The organism is Pseudanabaena sp. lw0831 (assembly GCF_016584665.1).
GTDB lineage: Bacteria > Cyanobacteriota > Cyanobacteriia > Pseudanabaenales > Pseudanabaenaceae > Pseudanabaena.
In genome coordinates this window covers 73348-91376 of the sequence record NZ_BBJB01000085.1, presented here as the reverse complement: position 1 = coordinate 91376, position 18029 = coordinate 73348, and the positions used below count along the sequence as shown (strand labels likewise).

Genomic DNA, 18029 nt, shown 5'->3' with positions numbered 1-18029 from the left:
TTACTGAAAAGATAGTGTTGACACTTCGCGCCGCCACTAGTTTTGGTATTATACGTCTGGAAATAATGTGGTGTAGTTCATGCATATTGCATGGTTAGGTAAAAAATCGCCTGCTTGTGGCAACGTGACCTATAGTCGCGAAATTACAAATGCGTTACTCGATCGCGGACATCGTGTCAGCTTTATGCATTTTGCCCCAGAGAGTGATTCAGAGCATGAAGAAGAACATGCTCAAGAGAATCAGGATGTCGCTTTACCATTTTTTTACAAATCCACAATTTACACAGTTCCTTCTCTAAGAGCAAATAAGATTCTCGTTGATTCTTTGCGATCGCTTAAGCCCGATATTATTCATGCATCCCTTGCCATATCTCCTCTCGATTTTCGATTGCCAGAAATTTGTGCCGAACTCGATTTACCCCTCGTAGCTACATTTCATCAACCTTTTGATCTCAAACGGCGGAACCTTGCCTCTAGTACACAGCAACTCACCTATCAAATTTACGCACCATCGTTAGCTGACTACAATCAAGTTATTATCTTTTCTAATATTCAAAAAGAACTTCTGAATAAATTAGGAGTTCCCAATACCAGAATTGCTGTCATTCCCAATGGAGTTGATAGCGATCGCTATTCCCCAGGGGCTTCAAATATTAAGGCTGAACTAAATGCTGATGTGCTTTTCCTCTATCAAGGGCGACTAGCTGCCGAGAAAAATGTCGAAGCTTTGCTCAAGGCATGGCGCAAATGTCGAATGCCTGAAGGTTGCAAACTTGCGATCGTTGGGACTGGTCCTTTATTGGCAGGTTTAAAGACTTTTTATGGTCACGATCCCAGCATTGTCTGGATGGGATATATTGCTGATGAGCAAAGGCGTATTGAGATTTTGCGCGGCACTGATGTATTTATCTTACCTTCACTAGTGGAAGGTTTGTCTCTATCGTTATTAGAGGCGATGTCTTGTGGAGTTGCTTGCATCGCTACGGATGTAGGCGCTGATGGTGAAGTAATTGAGAATGGAGCAGGGATTATTCTTGATTCTCATAGGGTTACTTCTCAGCTTTGCACGCTTTTACCACTATTTGTCGATCATCCCGAGATGGCTAAGATTATTGGAATTAAGGCAAGGCAAAGGGTTTTAGATCGCTATACGTTGGTAAAAAATATTGATCGCTTAGAAGTCCTCTACGAGCAAACCATGAGTCAGCAATGGGTTCGGGCTAGCGCATTCTAGAAATATAGAAGCAAAAAATTTTTAAAAGTGTTGCTTTGCAACACTTTTAAAAATTTTTTGGTTTGAGTTTGAGCGCAAAGTGCTGTAACTAACCTACTAATTGCACGGTTGAGCCTTCCTCACCCTTCGACACTTCAATCAATGTGTTAAAGGATTCCTTCATTTGTGGCATATGCGTAATTACTAAAATGCACTCAAAATCTGGCGCGATCGCATTAATTGCACTCACAAGCCGATCGCAACCTAACTGGTCTTGACTGCCGAAGCCTTCATCAATAATCAGGGTTTGCAAAGTGCTGCCTTTGCGCTGGGCAAGTACGCGGGAGAGGGCTAGACGTACCGCAAAATTAATCCGAAATGCTTCACCGCCAGAATAGGTCTCATAGGGTCTAGTGCCTTTAGTATCAGCAATTTCAATATCGAGAGTTTCGATAATGCGATCGCTTTTTTTACCAGATTTTTGGGTGATAAATCTCACATTTAATTGGCGATCGCTAAGTTGAGCGAGAATTTGATTGGCTTCTACTTCGATTTGCGGCAGCACATTTTCTAGCATCAGGGATTGAATGCCATTTTTACCAAAGGCTTGATAGAGTTCCGTGTGGATGCGTTGGCGTTGACGGGCTACTTCGATTTGAGAGAGCGTTTCTTGTTCGCGTTGGCGACTTTGCTCTAGTTGTTGTTGTTGTTGCTGAAGGCTGCCAATTTGAGCGAGGAGAGCATCCATTTGCGATCGCCAGTTTTGTAAATTTTGACGCAAAGATTGAATTTCCTGTGCATGATCACCATGTACAGTTTTGACCTGTGACTGTAATTGGGAAATTTGAGCAGTGATATTTTGTAATTCTTGTTGATTAACGTTTTGAGTCTGTTGTAAATGCTGAACTTGTTGCTGAAGCTCAGGATATTCCTGCTCGGCACGAGTGAGTTCTTGATAGCGCAATAATGATGGCGTGAGTTCTTGTTTTTGAGCGCGGAGTTGTTGATGTCGATCAGGATCGTAGGCTAACTGTGTAAGAGTGCGATCGCATTGTTCGAGTTCATGCTGCACTTCTAAATCAATCAGATTTTTAGTGAGCCGATCTTGCAAGTGATTGATTTTGGTTTGTAGATCAGGAATTTTTTGAGATAAATTATCGGCTTGACGCTGAGCATTTTTTAATTCTGATTGTTTGATTTCTGCCCATCGCCAACGTTCAACATCGCCACGGGCAAGCGCATGATTTTTTTCGTCGTAAGCAAATTTATAAATATTTTTATCGATGAGTTCCATCTCATCCCATGCTTCACGGCTATAGTTTTGCGTCTGAAGGCGATCGCCTAAATCCACAATCTCGGCATCAATTAGCGCTAGCTTTTGCTTTGCCTCCGCGATCGCTTTGAGCCTTTCCTGCAAAGTTCCTTTACGCTGAATCAAATCATTAAGCGGTGCGAGTTCCTTTTTTAAAACGCGATATTCTTCTCGCAAAACTTCAATTTCACAGTTAGAGGCTGCTTGCTGTTCTTTTACTACCCAAATATCGGCTTGCAAATCGCGAGATTCCTGTTTATGCTTTTTCTGGACTAGCTGCCAATGAGCTTCATCTAGAGGGCGATCGCATAGAGGACAGGGTGCATTTGGCACAGTTAACTGACGCATTTTTGATTCTAATTTATGAAACGCAGCTTCACTATCCGCCAATCTTGTTTTTAAGCGCTCCAAAAAATCGCGGCGTTCTAATCCTTTTTCATGAACTCGCTGTTGATAAACTTGTTTGTTTTGTAATAAAACAATTTGCCGATCTAGCTCTTTGGCATTAGCCAACAATTGATCGTGATTCTTGACTTGTAAATATAATTGTTCGCGTTTAGCAACTAATTCTTCTAGTTTTGCAGCCAGTTTGGTCTGCTCTCTTTCCAGTTGATGCTTGAGAACTTGATGGCGATGGATTAGCGGTGTGGATTGAGAATGAAGACGATCAAATTCTTGCAAGACTGCCCTAGCTTTGTGCAATTCGGCGATCGCAGTTTCGATTTCCCTAGTACGGCTCAGAATCCCTTTCAAGTCGCTGTCTTGCTGCAATAGAGACTCTAATTGCGCTTGATAAGCCCTTAACTGTCCCCTGAGTTCACTTTGCAAACTCGCGAGTTTATGACTAAATTCTCCCCGTCGATCGCAAAGATGTTGATACTTTTGAAACTTACGTTCTAGTTCTGATTCTTGGTTTGATAGCAATTGATAGCGCTCATAGTCCTGCAAAATCTGCGATCGCATTGTCAAGCATGATTCTAATTGCTGCAATTGTTTTTGCTGACTGGCTAATTGTCGTGATGATTGCGCCAAATTGGCAGTGAGTGAAGCTTGCTGTTGTTGTTGCCAAGTTAGTTGCTGGGTCACATTTTGATATTGTTTCTGCAATTCTTCCACAACTTGCAATTGTTGACGATCGCGAGATTCCCATGCTTGCAAGTCAACTAACTGCGATCGCAAAATTTCTAACTGCGGTGCGATCGCCTCTCCTGATTGAATTTGTTCTCGCAGATGTACCAGCATATTCTCTAAAACTGCTGACTCACCCTTGCTAGTTCGCGCAATGTCTTTGGCACGTTCGGCAAGCTCGTCATACTGCGACAAAGCTAGCATATCCGCCAAAATCTGTTTGCGATCGCTCGGACGCTTCAGCATAAATTCATCAGCCCGACCTTGACGCAAATATGCGGAATTAACGAAGGTTTCGTAATCCATTTTTAGGTGCGAAATGATGGTGTGCTGAGTCGATTGAACCTTGCGCTCGGTGAGGGATTTAAATTTTCCTTCACTCTGCACCTGAAATTCTAGAGAAGTTGAACTATTGCGCGATCGGGTTCTGATTACCCGATAGACTTCACCACCTGCGATAAAGGTAAAGTCCACTTGTGCTTCTTTTGAGCCAACATGAATTACATCATCTTGGCTTGCCACACGGCTTGCACCCCAAATCGCCCAAGAAATTGCTTCTAATAATGATGATTTTCCCGCCCCATTCGCACCGCAAATACAAGCAACATGTAGCCCACTAAAATCTAAGGCTAATTGTTGATAGCTCAAGAAATTTATTAATCGTAATTTCTGAGGGATCATATGTTATGAAATTTGGCTTGTAAGAATCTTTCTGATACAGTTATACTAATTGTTATCTAATTATCATAATAATGCATTATATAACCAAGAGTTTAGCCCCTAATAGGTGCGGTATAGCCAATAAAAGCCGAGGGAGTTATGGAAGTATGGGAAGAAATTAGCCGCCAAAGAGTAAAGTACATCGTCGATAGCTATCAGTTAGATGGCAATGACGATGAAGATTTTGATGAATATTTGGAAGATCTATTGCAAGCCTACGCACCTCCACAAATCGAACTAGCGCTTGTTGAAGTTTTAATCGAAAGTTGGCGAGTTACACCTCTGATTCGCGGTGTTGTATTTCTAGAGCGATCGCACGAGCTTTTAAAAGGTTGGGAAAACAAGCCAATCGCTCCACATATTTCTCCTACACATTTCCGTTTGATTACTGGTTTAGATCCTACGCCTGTATTTGGTAATAGCATCACTCAACCAAACAAAATAAAAATCCCTTCCACATAAGGAACCAGTTTTTTTATAGCGCGGCGAAGCCGCAACCTAAAAAACTGCTTCCTTACGCAGATGATGAATCTCTTGTTGGAAGCGAAGCAAGGCAACCACCTACTACAACATTTCTGCTTATCTGCATACATCGCGAATGCCCTGCACTCAAGTGCTGGCTAAGAGCTAAAACCCGTTGAAACGGGTTGAATTTTTCAGTCGGTTTCAACCGACTTTAGCTTTTAGCCAAGAACTTGAGTTCTTGGTAGCTTTGCACTATTTAAGAGAGGGTTTGTTTCTGTAAGCTAAAATGGACTAAGAGTAGTGATTATTTAATGAATTTCTTCTTGCCGATCGCCACATTTCTACGAAAACTTTTCAACGATAAATTTCAGGCTAAATTAAAAAGTAAATTTATCCTGAAATATTTGTTCGTATTTTTACTATTTTCGACTCTAGGGTATTTAGGGAATTATTTTCGACTACCTTTGTTTTCTGGTGTTGATTTTTTGTTCGGCAGCATTTTTGTACTGATCGCCACCTATTTTTATGGGATCACAATGGGGGTGCTGGTCTCTGCGATCGCCAGTACTTATACTTATTTTCTATGGGGACATCCCTATGCCGCAGTTTTGTTGATTTTAGAAAGCTTGTGGATTGGGATTGGACTACGTTATCAAGAAAAAAAAGGGCGATCGCGCAACATCGTCGTGCTTGCGCTTTCCTATTGGCTATGTTTAGGGGCACCCTTATGTTTCGTTTTTTATGCTTTCTTTCTCAAATTTGGATTTAACTCAGTTGTTCTAGTAGTTCTCAAGCAAGTAATTAATGGCGCATTTAACTCATTAATTGCTAGCTTATGTATTAATTATCTGCCACTAAAGCAATGGTTTCAGAAAGGGCATGGAGATCGCCATGATCAGCCCATCCAGCAAATGCTATTTCATCTGTTGTTAGCCTTTGTTTTTGTGCCGATTTTCATGATCGCGATTTTGACAGGGGCGCAGTCTTTACAAAATATTAACCATGAAATTGATAGTCAATTGCTTTCTAGTACTTCGTCCCTTACTACAGATCTAAAATTTTGGCATCAACGCAATTCACAGACCATCCGAGAGTTAGCCGCAATCAGTGCTGATAATGAAAACCTAGAACGATTACAGTTTGCCACTACTACGCTAGGGAAAGCCACACCAACCTTTCTCTCTATCCATACTACAGATATTGAAGGAAATATTTTGACAGCTTTCCCCAATATTTCTGATTCAACCAGAGCCAGTCTCAGTAAAACTACTGTTAAGCAATATATCTTTCAGCAGGTTCAATCAACTTTGAGCATTGTTTTTGGAGATATCCACATTGATGAGATGACAGCTTATCCGCACATTGATGTTGCTGTCCCAATCTTCAAAAACAATCGCTTTAATGGCATCGTTATTGCAGCTTTGGACATCTCTAATATTAAAAATTTTTTAATAGAGAATTCAAAAACATTGAGAACTGAGGCTTTTCTGATTGATCGTCAGAATAAAATAATTTCTAGTACTTCTCCAGATTTTTTGACTGAACAGCTTTTTGATTTGGATCGGGGAGGTGAAATTCACACTATTGGAATCGATCAGTTCCAATGGTTTCCAAAGGCAAAAGGCATGTCAGCCATGACTCGCTGGCGCAAGTCTTATTATTTACAGCAAGTTACGATTAGTAATGAGCTTCCTTGGAGTCTAGTTGTCCGTTTGTCTCCAGTTTCATACATTGATATCCTCGAAGAACTGCACACCAAAATTCTCGCGATTTTACTTGCAATTATTTTACCAGCTACGATAGCTGCAAATTTCCTAAGCCGCAGTTTTGCAAGACCGATCGCCAAATTAATGAGACTGACCACAGATCTTCAGCAGAATCCAGCAACAGACAAAGATTTTACTTGGCATTCCAGTAATTTGACGGAAATCGATGCCCTCGGCTATAACTTCCAAGTTATGGCGATCGCCCTCCAAGAGAAGTTTCATGAAATTGAAGAAGTAAATCAAAACCTAGAAATACGCATCAAAGAACGTACAGCCGAACTCCTTAAAAGTGAAGAAAGATGGCAGTTAGCGAGCCAAGCCGCCGATGATGGTATTTGGGATTGGAATATCAAGACTGGAGTCACATTTCGCTCAGACCGTTGGCGCACAATGTTAGGGATGAACCCCATTATTGACAATGAAAAACCAGTTGATTGGATAGATATGATTCATCCAGATGATCGAGATCGCCTTTTGCAGATACAAGAAGATTACTTTGCTCATAGAATTGAACACTATATAACTGAATATCGACTGCGCTGTCAGGATGGCACTTATAAATGGGTATCAACTCAAGCTAAAGCTTTGTGGAATGAACAAGATAAGCCAATTCGCATGGTCGGTACAAACAAAGATATTACCGATCGCAAACTTGCGATCGCGGCGCTGGAAAAAAGAGAAAGCTATCTCACTATGCTCGTCGAGATCCAGCGCCATCTACTTACCGAAAGTATCAGATATCAAGAATATGGCAATATTTTAGGAATACTGGGCAAAGTTTCTGATTTTTCAAGTATTAAGCTATTTATTTGTGAGCAGGATCAATTTGATGAGCCTGCTCTCAAATTACATTCCGCTTGGTTTGCAGAAAATATAGGTCTCCATGAAGAATCAGTGCAGACTAGATTTAAGCAAATAATCGTTAATTTGCAATGGTTGTCGCGTCTTGCCAATGGAGAGATCGTCAATGAGTCCTTATCGACAATTTCTGAAGCTGAGAGTCCAATTCTAACATCCAAGAATATTAACTCGATTTTAATGATGCCTATTGTCGTTAGTGGAAAATTTTGGGGCTTTTTGAGCTTTCATGATTACTTATGCGATCGCTTACGCGATCCTGTAGAAGTTAGCCTATTGAGAATTTCGGCATCTTCTCTAGCCATGCATCTAGAACGCCAGCAAGCAAAAATGGAAATGTTACAAGCAATGCAATCAGCCCAAACAGCTAATCGCGCTAAGAGCGAATTCCTTGCCACGATGAGTCATGAAATTCGCACGCCAATGAATGCGGTGATTGGCATGACAAGTTTATTGTTAGATACAGAACTTAACTCTGAGCAACAGGAATTTGCAGAAATCATTAGATCGAGTGGAGATAATTTACTCACACTTATTAACGATATTCTTGACTTCTCAAAAATTGAATCAGGGAAATTAACATTAGATATTCATCCCTTTATCTTACGGCATTGTATCGAAGAGTCCCTAGATCTTTTAGCTTCTACCGCAATTACTAAAGGGATAGAGCTAGCCTACTGCATAGATACTGATGTGCCTGAATGGATTGTCACTGATATAACCCGCTTAAGACAAATATTAGTTAATTTATTTGGCAATGCAGTTAAATTTACCACTCAAGGAGCAGTGACGTTAAAAGTATCTGTAAAAGAAATTGATCCGCAGCATCAAAATTATCAATTACTATTTGCAGTTAAAGATACTGGTATTGGCATCCCTAGTGATCGCTACGCTCGCCTATTTAAGCCCTTTAGCCAAGTGGACTCATCCACAACCCGCCAATATGGTGGAACAGGTCTAGGACTAGCGATCTCTAACCAGTTAACCATACTGATGGGAGGCGAGATGTCTGTGGAGAGCGAAGTTGGATCTGGTTCTACTTTTACTTTTACGATATCTACAGTTGCCGACAAAAAAGAACCAGTACGTGAAGGATGGGATTTGAGTCTTGTCGGTAAACGCCTATTAATTCTCGAAGATAATGACATTAGTCGTGAAAGCTTAACTATATTTGCTCAAACATTACAAATGGAAGTGCTAGCAACTAACTCCAGTGAGCAAGCGATCGCATGGCTACAGAGTGACAAGCAATTTGATCTAGCAATTGTTGATGCTAGTATTCCAATCACTATTAATGCAAATAATTCTAGTGATAAGTGCGACAATTGTGATATCAGAAAGTTAATGCGAATGCAATCAAACTCGCTGCCAATGATTTTACTCTCTCATTCCTTCAGTTGTGATTTCTTCAGTCCTGACCCGATCACTACATGTCTGAGCAAACCAATTAAGCGATCGCAATTATATAACTCTTTATTAAAGCTCTATAGTCGTCATTCCATAGTTAGAAGTCAAGCAAAAAATAAAGACATTTCGCTTTTCGATGAAAATTTTGCCAACAAATTCCCTTTGAAGATCCTGCTAGCCGAAGATAATATTGTCAATCAAAAAATTGCTACCCGTTTTCTCAATCGCTTAGGATATCGTGTGGATGTCGTGGCTAATGGCACAGAGGTTTTAGCGTCGATATATCGCCAAAACTATGATGTAATTCTGATGGATGTATATATGCCAGAAATGGATGGATTAACCGCCACAAGAAGAATCGTTGCCGAGTTTACCCAGAAGCCTTGGATTATTGCGCTAACTGCCAATGCCATGCAAGGCGATCGCGAGATGTGTTTAGAAGCAGGGATGCAAGATTATGTGAGCAAACCTATTCAAATCAAGGAATTAATACAAGCTTTAGAAAAAGCACATAGCGCGTTGCACTTAAACCCAAACCAATAAAGTTGTGTGGCGCGGCGGAGCCGCGCCACACAACTTTATTGGTTCTTTAATTTTACAAAGTAGCGCTTGCCCAGAGAAGATAGTCTCGATCAACAGCGATCGCAGGTATAGCAATAATTTCTGGAGTTTCGTATGGGTGTAGCGATCGCAGTCTAGATGCCAACGCATCATAATTAGTTTGCAAAGTTTTGATTAAGACTAAATGCTCGGACTCGTGGCAAAGCTCGCCTTCCCATATATATGTAGAAGTCATGCTAGGTAAGACTTGTACACAAGCCGCAAGTTTTTCTGTAACCAATAAATTGGCAGTACTTTGAGCCTGATTAATTTCAGGGAAAGTTGTCATGATCACGATTAAAGTCGGTTCTAAGCTTGACATGATTAATCACAGATCAAAAGATGGAAGGCAGAGCCTTCCATCTTTTGATCTTATGCCGTAGTTTCTGGAGTTTCACTTGCGGGTTCGGTAGTTACAGCACTAACTGATGCGGCTTCTTTCTGAGCACGTTTTTTCCGTTCAGCTTCTACCATATCAGCGATCATTTGACGTGCTTGCTCGATCTTGTCGAGGTTAGAGCGATACAGATCAATATCTTTCAGTAAGCGATCGCTACCAAATTTCAGCGTTTCACCCACTAGCTTGAGCACTTCTTCACGCTTGGTGTTATCGGCGATATCGTCAGGATCGCCAATCTCTAACAATGCGTACAGCCCGACACCGAGCAAACGACTGTATTTAAAGTTTTCTTTGTTAGCGATCGTGTGTAATTGTCCAGACAAAGGCTCAAGATTAATGCCAGAGTCTAGGTTGGTCAATAGCGTTTTAATATCACTTGCGGATCGCGCCGCTAAGTCGCTCAGAGCTGTGGCATCTTGGCGAATGCGATCGGAGTCAAATTGCAGTGCTGAACATAATGCATGAAATACCGCAAAGCGATCGGTTTCAGGCTTGTACCCCACTGTAAAGCGATCGAAAGTTGTCACAAATCCTAATGCGAAAATTGCATCATAAACAAATGTTTGATTTACTTTCAGCAGATGGACTTCTACCAAAAGCTCATCCACAACCCGTCTATAGACTTGATTGACTGGCTTGGGGAAGGCTAAATAAAAATCTTTTTTAGTATCAGAAACAGTACGAACGGTATTCACAGTCAACAAAACCTAAAGACAAGATAGTTAAAATTATCATCGCACAATTAGCCATAGCATCAGTCTATCGCTGTACATAAAATCCAAAAAAGCGAGTGGCGGCGCTTCGTGCCGCCACTCGCTTTTTTGGATTTTATGTATAAAATTAGGAGCAGCGCGAAGCGCTGTCCCTACAATAATTAGAAAATTTAGGTAAATCTAGTCATGAATTTAGCTCGGCTAATTTCCGAAACCGCAGCAAAATACGCTGACAAACCAGCGATCGTCTTTGCAGGTAAAACTTGGACTTACCGAGATTTCGATCGCCAAGTACAGAATTATGCAACTAACCTCGATCGCTTAGGCATCAAAAAAGGCGATCGCGTAGCAGTTCAACTACCAAAATGCGTCGAGTTTCTGTTCTTTCACTTTGCGATTCTCTCCATCGGCGCGATCTCCCTACCGCTAAATCCAGATTATCGTCCTGAAGAAATTGTCTATTTTTTAACGGATTCGGGTAGTTCACTGTTTGTGACCACTAGCGATCGCCTTAGCAAAGTACGATCGGCAATTCAACATTTATCAGAATTAAAAATCCTACTAAAAGAAGAAGAACTGCCGACGACAGAGGAAGCAGTTCTTCCAAAATACTCCGCAGGTGGTGACGATATTGCGATGATTTGCTACACATCAGGCACAACGGGACGCTGCAAAGGAGCGGCAATTTCTCATCATAATCTTATAGCCAATATGAGAGCCTTACATCAAGCTTGGGAATGGAGCGATCGCGATATTTTGCTGCATGTCTTACCCCTATTTCATGTGCATGGCTTGAATGTCGCCGCTCTAGGCAGTCTCTACGCAGGCTCAACCATGCTCATGTTCGAGAAATTTGAGCCGCGCCAAGTCTGGGAGACCTTAGCCTCAAAAAACTGTACCTTGTTTATGGGCGTTCCCACTATTTATCAACGACTAATTAATGAATGGGCGAAATTAGAAACTCAGTCAGAATTAAGGAAGATGCGCTTATTTGTCTGTGGTTCTGCGCCTCTTAGCGATCAACAATTCTATCAATTTGAAAATATTACAGGTTTTCGCATTCTTGAACGTTATGGCATGACCGAAACAGGAATGAATGCTTCTAATCACATTACGCCAGAACATCGTAAAGCCAAGAGTGTTGGATTCCCTTTAGAAGGTGTAGAAATTCGCATTGTTGATCGTGATGGTAATGATGTGGCGATCGCAGAAGTAGGGGAAGTCTGGATACGTGGCGCAAATGTCTTTCAAGGCTATTGGGGAATGCCCGACAAAACAGCAGAATCATTTACTGATAGATGGTTTCACACAGGCGATCTCGGATTTCAAGATCCCGATGATGGCAATAGATTGTACTTAGTCGGTCGTGCTAAGGAACTAATTATCACTGGTGGATTTAATGTCTATCCCAAAGAGATCGAAAATGTTCTCGAATCCCATGAGGCTGTCAAAGAATCGGCAGTAGTGGGATTGCCCGATAGCGATTTTGGCGAAAAAGTCGTGGCTGCGATCGCCCTCAAAGAGGCGATCAATATTACACCTGAAGAGTTAATTACCTATTGCAAAAGTCGTCTCGCCGCCTACAAATGTCCCAAGCAAATATTTTTTGTCACTGAAATCCCTCGCAATGCGATGGGGAAAATCCAGAAAAATATTTTAGTCCAACAAATCAGCACGCTCCTTTAGTAGATTACGGCGCGAAGCGCCGTAATCTACTACTTTTTGGTTCGGCTATCTTGCCAAGCATTGCCAATTCCTTGCACCACACCCCGACCAATTAAGCCAATGCCTCGACCGATCACATTGGTTAATACATACACAAATCCACTGCCAATAAAGGCGATCGCAGATTTTAGGCGTGGGGCGATCGCATCTTGTAGTTCTAGCGCCAAAGTAACCGCGAGCTGAACTCCTTCTAGGTTTTGTAGTTCTTGATTACGCGGAGTATAGATACTTACTTTTTTGATACCGCAATCTGCAAATGTCAACAACATATGGCGACTTTCAAAGATTAATTGTGGGTCAGTAATATACTTCTCTAAGCGATATTTCCAAGATAATTCATTGCGAAATCTCTCAATTTCACGGGTAGCAAGTAGATTATAACGATAGAAATTTTGTTTAATCTCTTCAACATTTGCAAAATTATTTAAGAGTGGTTGAATCACGGCATTAGCAATTTGAATAATCAAATTATCTAAGATTAACTCCACCCTCTGCATCGCTTCAGTTGTACCCATGGCGGCGGTAGAATTATCAACAATTAATTCTGTCTCAAACAATAAATGTGATAGAAAATTATCAAATTGTGTGATTTTATCTAAAAACTCTATTTGTATGATCGCTACATCATTAAGCAAAACATCAACAACATTAACCTCAGTATCAACATTAGCAAGATCATTCAGAGCGTAATATTTACCAAAGAAATTAATTACAGTTTCCTGCCAAATACTTTTTAAAATGTCTGGTATTTTCAATTCTAACTGTGACGGGCTAATTTGAGAAAACCGCAAATCAGTAATACTTTGTTCAACTTGATGCAAAGCAATATAAAGAAGTTGACGTTTTTTTTCGTCTTTTAAAACATCAATTTCTAAAGGAGTTTTGCTGGAATTTAACAAACTAGATTGTAGTTTGTTAACGGTCTTGTTCCATAGACTCGCTTGAACAGCTAAAGCATTATTATTTGATTTCTGCCCAGATTGATTTTGTGATGTAATAGTTGAGCGATCGCTTATTTCCACATTAGGTTTAGAAATTTCCTCGAAAATATTAGAAGCATTATTTGTGGAAGCATTAACTGGTGCTGTTTTTTGTCCCCATAGGCGATTAACCAGCCAACGCGCCGCTTGCAATTCTCGCGCTTGCCCCGCTAAAACCATTTTGGCAATCCGATCGCTAAGCTGCTCATTATTGGTATTAGCCAAATTTGCTTTTACCTCGGCTAATACTCGATCAATTCCTCTCATTCCCGATAAATAGAAATTACGCCGCACGATTGCCACAACAGTCTGCTCAGGCAAGTTTTTCACTAAGCGATCGGCTTTATCGGCTTGATTAGTTTGATCAATACCGAGTCTGATGCGATCGCTCAAATATCGATTTCCTGAGGCAACTTGGCGAATAGCGGTAATTAATTCATCAGGATTAGTCCCCTTCAGGCAATATCCCTGAACACCAGCACGAAAAGCCGTCTCCACCAATTCAGGAGCTTGGGTAGAACTTAGCAGCAAAATTGGCAATTTAGGATATTCAGATTTTAAGCGCTGGCATAGTTCTAAATCAGATTGGCGACTACTTTTTCCTAATCCCAAATTTTTTGCACCTAGATTAAGATCGAGAATTATTAAATCAAGATCTAATTCTCCTTGCAAAATCCCTAAAGCTTCGTCAACTGTCTCCGCTTCCGCAACCACTTCCAAATCTGAAAATTGAGCTAACCACGATCTCATCCCCATCCGAAAAATGCGATCGGCATCTATTAAAAGTAATTTATATAGCTCGTCACTCATAAGGAAATTCCTGAAATCGCCTAAATCAAGGGCTGCGCCCTGTGGCACAGCCCCTATACAATCCTAAATTTTCAGGTGGGGCAATCCCTTTTTGGTTGCCCTGCTCTGCTATCAGCAGTGGGATTGGCATCTTCCCTCTGCGTAACATTAGCTAGATCAATCAGCGTATCATCTCAAAAACAAAAAAAGAGTCGCTTTGCGACTCTTTTTTTGTTGCTAAGCGGCAACAGCTAGTTTGAGAGGTTGCCAAGTCACTTGCCGATCGCTACCAACTTCGATCACGATTTTTACTCGTGGATCGAGATCGGGGATTTGGCTTAAAGTCTCAAGTTCTTCTTTAGACAGATATTTACCCTCAATCAGCCACACAACTAAACCCTTAGCTTTAGGGGGTAAAGCATTGAGGCGCAGCTGGATCGCGGGTGGGATGAAATATGTCCGAATCTCGGTTTTGCCAAGGTGAGAAGGACGCACACCATGAACTCCAGTGAGATAGCTACTCACATCACCTAAACCACGCGCAGAAATGAACAAAATGTCATAACCCGCATTCTTAAGTCTGAGTTGGTAGCGACCTTCATATCCACCTTCAGGGGGAACGCGCATTGCTAAAGCACCTGCTTTTTCTATGTCTTTAACAATTTTATCGGTTGCAATCAAGGGCATGGTGTCATCCTATGCTAAACGCTAAATATAGAGCTAACAGTATTTTATACCTAGAAAGCAAAAGGATGCGCGAAGCACATCCTTTTGCTTTCTAGGTATTGCTAAAACCCAAAAACAAAAGGCGGCGTGAAGCGCCGCCTTTTGTTTTTGGGTTTTAGCAATACGGCACAAACTGCTGGATTCATTCCACAACTTGGACATCAACATCGATTGTGCCTGGTGGGGTAAGCCGTACAAATTTATTTTGCTGCTCTTGCAAAGGTTCACCGCAGTTAGGGCATTGAAACTGACTTGACCTTGAGGCATTAAAAGTTGTATCGCACATAGGACAATCTGCCGTCACGATGCTGCGCTTAATCCACCATTGCAAACCAAAAAAGGCGACTACAGGGACAACTGTAACTAAACCAATCAAGATGAAAAACGAGTTAACTAGCCAGCCTAGCCCGATCGCACTAAAGGCCCAAAAAACAAGCATAGTCGTTAGCCAAAAACGCACACCTGACCAGCGATCGCCACCGCCGCCATTGGGAAAATTATTGCCAAATGTGTAGTATTTCATTTGTTTCAGTCCCTGTATTTACCCTGTATTTGCATAATAGCGATCGTAACACTCTTATCTAATGTTGCCCTTCTGTCCTTGGGTATGGTTAACCACAAACCCAAAGATTAGAAGCGGCGCTTTGCGCCGCTTCTAATCTTTGGGTTTGTGCGTCGGCACAAATTTGTGTCGTCTCTATTTTCCAATAATCGCTATAGAATTAATTTTGTAACTCACGGATATATTTGCGGAATCAACGTGAACCCTGCTAGAACAATTTGTCTTGGCTTTGTGGCTGTCATATCAATTGGGACATTTTTACTAATGCTGCCGATATCATCTAGTAACGGCACATGGTCAGATCTGATCACCGCTTTATTTACATCGACCTCAGCTGTATGTGTAACGGGTTTATCTGTAGTTGATGTCGGTAAATTTTATTCATTTTGGGGACAACTATTCCTGACATTGTTAGTCCAAGTGGGCGGATTGGGCTATATGACTGCAACTACCATCCTCCTATTGCTGATTGGACGTAAATTTAGCCTGCGTGACAAAGTAACTTTACAGTCCGCCTTAGATACCTCTGGTATTCGTAGTGGGCTGCAACTAGTTAAGTCGATCATTGCCGTGACGCTACTATTTGAATTGACTGGAGTATTTGCCCTAATTCCCATCTTTAGTCAAAAAATGAGCTTTACTGAAAGCGTTTGGCAATCAATTTTTCATAGCGTTAATGCTTTTAACAACGCTGGTTTTAGCCTATTCACCGACAATTTGATGGGCTATGTCAACACCCCCATGGTTAGTATCATTATTGGCTTACTGATTATTTTTGGTGGCATTGGCTATCAAGTTATTTTGGAGGGCTATCTGTGGCTAAGAACAAAATTTTCACGCGATCGCGATTACATCTCCTTTAGCCTAACCTTCTGCGTAGCAACCAGTACAACGATCGCATTACTCTTATTTGGCACTATATTTTTCTGGTTTACAGAGTTTAGTAATAGCGAAACATTGGGTAAATTGCCACTGTTTGATCAGATCATAGGTGCATGGTTTCAGTCAGTTACCACGCGCACGGCTGGTTTCAATACGATTGATAATGGCAAAATGACTGTAACTGGAATATTTATCACCATCGCCTTGATGTTTATTGGTGCAAGCCCTGGGGGCACTGGCGGCGGCATTAAAACAACAACTACTAGGATTTTGGCTAGTTGCACGGGTGCAGCATTGCAGGGTCGAGATCAAATCAATCTTTATAAGCTACAAGTACCAAACGGTCTGATTGTAAAAGCGGTTGGTGTTGCTGTGGGTTCATTATTTACAGTAATTTGTTCAACAGGGTTACTATCCTTAACCGATCGCAATATTGGCTTTATAAATATCCTATTTGAAGCAACTTCAGCCTTTGGAACAGTTGGCTTATCGACTGGAATTACTGCATCGCTTTCGTCAGCAGGTCGCATCGTGATCATTGCCACCATGTATGTCGGTCGGGTTGGGGTATTACTATTGATGGCAGCAATCTTCACTGATACCCGTCATAGTCTGATTAAATATCCTCAAGAGTCGATGCTAGTAGGTTGAGCTACTAAAGACAGCGCTACGCGCTGTCTTTAGTAATATATAAAATTACATCACCGTCAGGAATACAGGAAAATTTTGTGGATATATCTTCTTTAAGCTTTTTTCGCAGTCTGCGCCATGAGAATAAGCAATTTGCTGTGATTGGCTTAGGGCGATTTGGGAGATCGGTATGTTCGACCCTCGATCGATTGGGGTATGAAGTCTTAGCTGCCGACAAAGATGAAGAGAGTGTCAGTCATGTCCGTGCCAATAACCTAGCGGCGCATTGTATCCAATTAGATTCCACTAATATACTTGCGCTCAAAGAATCTGGCATTCTCGAAATTGATACGGTGATTGTGGCGATCGGCAATTTCTTAGAAGAGAGTATTATTACTACTCTTAATGTGAAGGAAGCAGGAGTGAAGCATGTTGTTGCTAAGGCTTCATCAGAAATACATGGTACATTGCTCAAAAAAGTTGGTGCGGATCTGGTTGTTTATCCTGAAGCAGAAATGGGAAAAGCTTTAGCGCGATCGCTTACTCAACGAGGCATTTTAGAACGCTTTGAACTCGATCCAGATAATAGTATTGTCGAAGTGATGGTTCCTGAAGAGTTTGATGGCAAGACGATCCTAGAACTAAAGCTGCGTGGTCACTATGGTGTAAACGTGATTGCCGTTAGCCATAATCAAAAGTTTGAGATTAACCCTGATCCAACCCAAAAGCTGTGTAAAGGATCGGCGATCGTCGTAATTGGCAGCAACAAAAACATTAGTCGTCTTCCAATTTCCTGTGATTTGTTTAATAACGATGGAACTTCCGTAACAACTCAGTTACCATTACATCAATCATCAGAAGTCAAACTTAAATAGCTGATGTTACGTAGAACGCAGATGATGAATCTCTTGCTGGTAGCGAATCAAGGCAACCATGGGGGGATTGCGTCTAAATTCATGCTCTGTAGGGGCTGCGCCCTCTTGCCAGCCCTAAACCTCAGCCATCGCAGGAATTCTATCTGCTGCGTATGGTGAGTTAAATAGACTAAAGCCAAAAAATTAGAGGCGGCGCAAAGCGCCGCCTCTAATTTTTTGGCTTTGGGTAGAAACTGAATCCTAATAAGTGTTTTTAACTTAACCTTAACTATTTTAGG

At 41.4% G+C, this 18029-nt stretch carries 12 protein-coding genes; 6 read left to right on the top strand and 6 right to left on the bottom strand.

What is annotated here, in order from left to right:
• Positions 1-79: 79 nt before the first annotated feature.
• Positions 80-1234, top strand: coding sequence for a glycosyltransferase family 4 protein (locus APA_RS18350; protein ID WP_201323699.1), 1155 nt, complete (start codon positions 80-82; stop codon positions 1232-1234).
• 88 nt (positions 1235-1322) lie between these two features.
• Here APA_RS18350 and APA_RS18345 read toward each other — a convergent pair whose 3' ends face one another.
• Positions 1323-4334, bottom strand: a complete 3012-nt coding sequence (locus APA_RS18345) for an AAA family ATPase (RefSeq protein WP_201323698.1) — start codon at positions 4332-4334, stop codon at positions 1323-1325.
• A gap of 138 nt (positions 4335-4472) precedes the next feature.
• Here APA_RS18345 and APA_RS18340 point away from each other — a divergent pair, with 138 nt between their 5' ends.
• Complete coding sequence (locus tag APA_RS18340; protein ID WP_201323697.1) at positions 4473-4835, top strand: hypothetical protein; 363 nt, start codon at positions 4473-4475, stop codon at positions 4833-4835.
• Between the two features lie 314 nt (positions 4836-5149).
• On the top strand, positions 5150-9412 hold the full coding sequence (locus APA_RS18335; RefSeq protein WP_201323696.1) for a response regulator: 4263 nt from the start codon (positions 5150-5152) through the stop codon (positions 9410-9412).
• 52 nt (positions 9413-9464) lie between these two features.
• On the opposite strand, the gene cutA is transcribed toward APA_RS18335, so the two are convergent.
• Both cutA and psb29 read right to left on the bottom strand, forming a co-directional pair.
• Positions 9465-9791 (bottom strand): divalent-cation tolerance protein CutA, encoded by a 327-nt coding sequence (gene cutA / locus APA_RS18330; RefSeq protein WP_201323695.1) that lies wholly within the window; start codon positions 9789-9791, stop codon positions 9465-9467.
• A gap of 50 nt (positions 9792-9841) precedes the next feature.
• Positions 9842-10564 carry a photosystem II biogenesis protein Psp29 gene (psb29, locus tag APA_RS18325; RefSeq protein ID WP_201323694.1) on the bottom strand — a complete coding sequence of 241 codons (723 nt, stop codon included), beginning with the start codon at positions 10562-10564 and terminating at the stop codon, positions 9842-9844.
• 204 nt (positions 10565-10768) lie between these two features.
• Between psb29 and APA_RS18320 the strand changes: the two genes are divergently transcribed.
• Positions 10769-12268, top strand: a complete 1500-nt coding sequence (locus APA_RS18320) for a class I adenylate-forming enzyme family protein (RefSeq protein WP_201323693.1) — start codon at positions 10769-10771, stop codon at positions 12266-12268.
• A gap of 29 nt (positions 12269-12297) precedes the next feature.
• Here the strand turns inward: APA_RS18320 and APA_RS18315 are convergent, their stop codons facing one another.
• From APA_RS18315 to APA_RS18305, 3 genes are all read right to left on the bottom strand, one after another.
• A complete protein-coding gene (locus APA_RS18315) occupies positions 12298-14097 on the bottom strand; it encodes a DUF3685 domain-containing protein (protein ID WP_201323692.1) in 1800 nt (599 codons plus the stop codon).
• 216 nt (positions 14098-14313) lie between these two features.
• A complete protein-coding gene (locus tag APA_RS18310) occupies positions 14314-14763 on the bottom strand; it encodes an NAD(P)H-quinone oxidoreductase subunit N (RefSeq protein ID WP_201323691.1) in 450 nt (149 codons plus the stop codon).
• A gap of 181 nt (positions 14764-14944) precedes the next feature.
• Complete coding sequence (locus APA_RS18305; protein WP_201323690.1) at positions 14945-15325, bottom strand: hypothetical protein; 381 nt, start codon at positions 15323-15325, stop codon at positions 14945-14947.
• Positions 15326-15562: 237 nt separating this feature from the next.
• On the opposite strand from APA_RS18305, the gene APA_RS18300 reads away from it, so the two are divergent.
• Entirely contained in the window at positions 15563-16897 is a 1335-nt protein-coding gene (locus tag APA_RS18300) for a TrkH family potassium uptake protein (protein ID WP_201323689.1), read from the top strand.
• Between the two features lie 77 nt (positions 16898-16974).
• Positions 16975-17751, top strand: a complete 777-nt coding sequence (locus tag APA_RS18295) for a TrkA family potassium uptake protein (protein ID WP_201323688.1) — start codon at positions 16975-16977, stop codon at positions 17749-17751.
• The last annotated feature ends 278 nt before the right edge of the window (positions 17752-18029 follow it).

Coding starts and splice junctions, on each gene's coding strand:
- APA_RS18350 (WP_201323699.1), top strand. CDS start 80: ATGCATATTGCATGGTTAGGTAAAAAATCGCCTGCTTGTGGCAACGTG.
- APA_RS18345 (WP_201323698.1), bottom strand. CDS start 4,334: ATGATCCCTCAGAAATTACGATTAATAAATTTCTTGAGCTATCAACAA.
- APA_RS18340 (WP_201323697.1), top strand. CDS start 4,473: ATGGAAGTATGGGAAGAAATTAGCCGCCAAAGAGTAAAGTACATCGTC.
- APA_RS18335 (WP_201323696.1), top strand. CDS start 5,150: ATGAATTTCTTCTTGCCGATCGCCACATTTCTACGAAAACTTTTCAAC.
- cutA (WP_201323695.1), bottom strand. CDS start 9,791: ATGTCAAGCTTAGAACCGACTTTAATCGTGATCATGACAACTTTCCCT.
- APA_RS18320 (WP_201323693.1), top strand. CDS start 10,769: ATGAATTTAGCTCGGCTAATTTCCGAAACCGCAGCAAAATACGCTGAC.
- APA_RS18315 (WP_201323692.1), bottom strand. CDS start 14,097: ATGAGTGACGAGCTATATAAATTACTTTTAATAGATGCCGATCGCATT.
- APA_RS18310 (WP_201323691.1), bottom strand. CDS start 14,763: ATGCCCTTGATTGCAACCGATAAAATTGTTAAAGACATAGAAAAAGCA.
- APA_RS18305 (WP_201323690.1), bottom strand. CDS start 15,325: ATGAAATACTACACATTTGGCAATAATTTTCCCAATGGCGGCGGTGGC.